Origin of the sequence: Pseudomonas sp. Colony2 (genome assembly GCF_019382755.1) — a bacterium.
Classification (GTDB): Bacteria; Pseudomonadota; Gammaproteobacteria; order Pseudomonadales; family Pseudomonadaceae; genus Aquipseudomonas.
On sequence record NZ_CP080030.1, the window covers coordinates 3,400,223 to 3,401,272 of the forward strand.

Genomic DNA, 1,050 nt, shown 5'->3' on the forward strand with positions numbered 1-1,050 from the left:
AGTTTGCCGACGGCACGATGATCTGCCAGCGCCTAGTGACAACCCTCGTTGATATGACGGCCAACCAGCTGAAGGACTTCGGCAACATGCAAATTGCTGCTCAGTTCGCAAGTTCGGCGTTCTCGGTAGTTGCGACCGGCATTCCAACGTCGACGTTTGATACTTACGGGTTTACGACCTCCTACTCGGTGAACTCCAACACAGTCAGGATCGTTTACAGAAACGGCGCAACAGCGCAGACGATCGGCACCACACAAATTCTCTGCATCGGACGGTGGTTCTAATGAAAATCAAGTTGTCACCCTATGCCCCGATTGACCCGAGCGAAGCGYTGACGATTGTGCGGCGCGCGGACGTACTGACCATCAACGGCGAGCGCTTCGATTTCAGCGCAATGCCAGAAGGYGCCACGCTCCCGGCTGAGGCGGTGAAGTGCKATGCCCTGGCCAGCGATGTGACGCGCATCAACGGGCAATTGGTCCTGACCCTGATGTTCCCGTGCGGCCCAGAGGCATCTGTCTCGGCACGGTTCCCTGCGGACATCATTGACCCACCTGACGGAAAAGTGAGCCTGCCAGCATGAGCAATATCGACTTCAGCAAGATGATCACCGCCGAACAGCGCCAGACTGAGCAGTTGCAAGCRGACCTCGACACCGCGCTGTCATTGCGCCGTGCGGCCTACCTGTCCGAATCCGACCCGCTGCGCTTGGAGGCTGACTACGACGCGCTGAGCCAAGGTCGCGAACCGGATTATGCGGCCTGGCTTGCGTCCGTAGCTGCAATCAAGGCCCGGTACCCGCTGCCCGCCGCKRTCGAKCCTGTCGYGGRYTGATCCRCAATCGAACACCGATGCCGCCTTGAGCGGTTTTTTATTGTCTGGAGAAACACATGCCGATCACTGAGCAGCAGCTGCTGCAGATCCTCCCGAACGCCGGCCGCCAAGCCGGCGTTTTTGTTCCTGTGCTGAATGTGGCCATGGCCAAGTACGGAATCGTCACGCGACTGCGCATCGCCGCATTTATTGCCCAGGTCGGGCATGAGTCCGGGC

2 protein-coding genes and 1 pseudogene are annotated in these 1,050 nt (G+C 59.1%); all 3 read left to right on the plus strand.

Going from position 1 to position 1,050, the window contains the following annotated elements; all coding sequences use genetic code 11:
* The coding region (locus JV201_RS13440; protein WP_219407067.1) for a hypothetical protein at positions 1-284 on the plus strand (284 nt) is incomplete at its 5' end.
* A 295-nt stretch (positions 285-579) separates the two neighbouring features.
* Complete coding sequence (locus JV201_RS13445) at positions 580-834, plus strand: hypothetical protein (protein WP_219407068.1); 255 nt, start codon at positions 580-582, stop codon at positions 832-834.
* A 56-nt stretch (positions 835-890) separates the two neighbouring features.
* Positions 891-1,050, plus strand: a pseudogene (locus JV201_RS29710) (glycoside hydrolase family 19 protein); the annotation flags it as partial.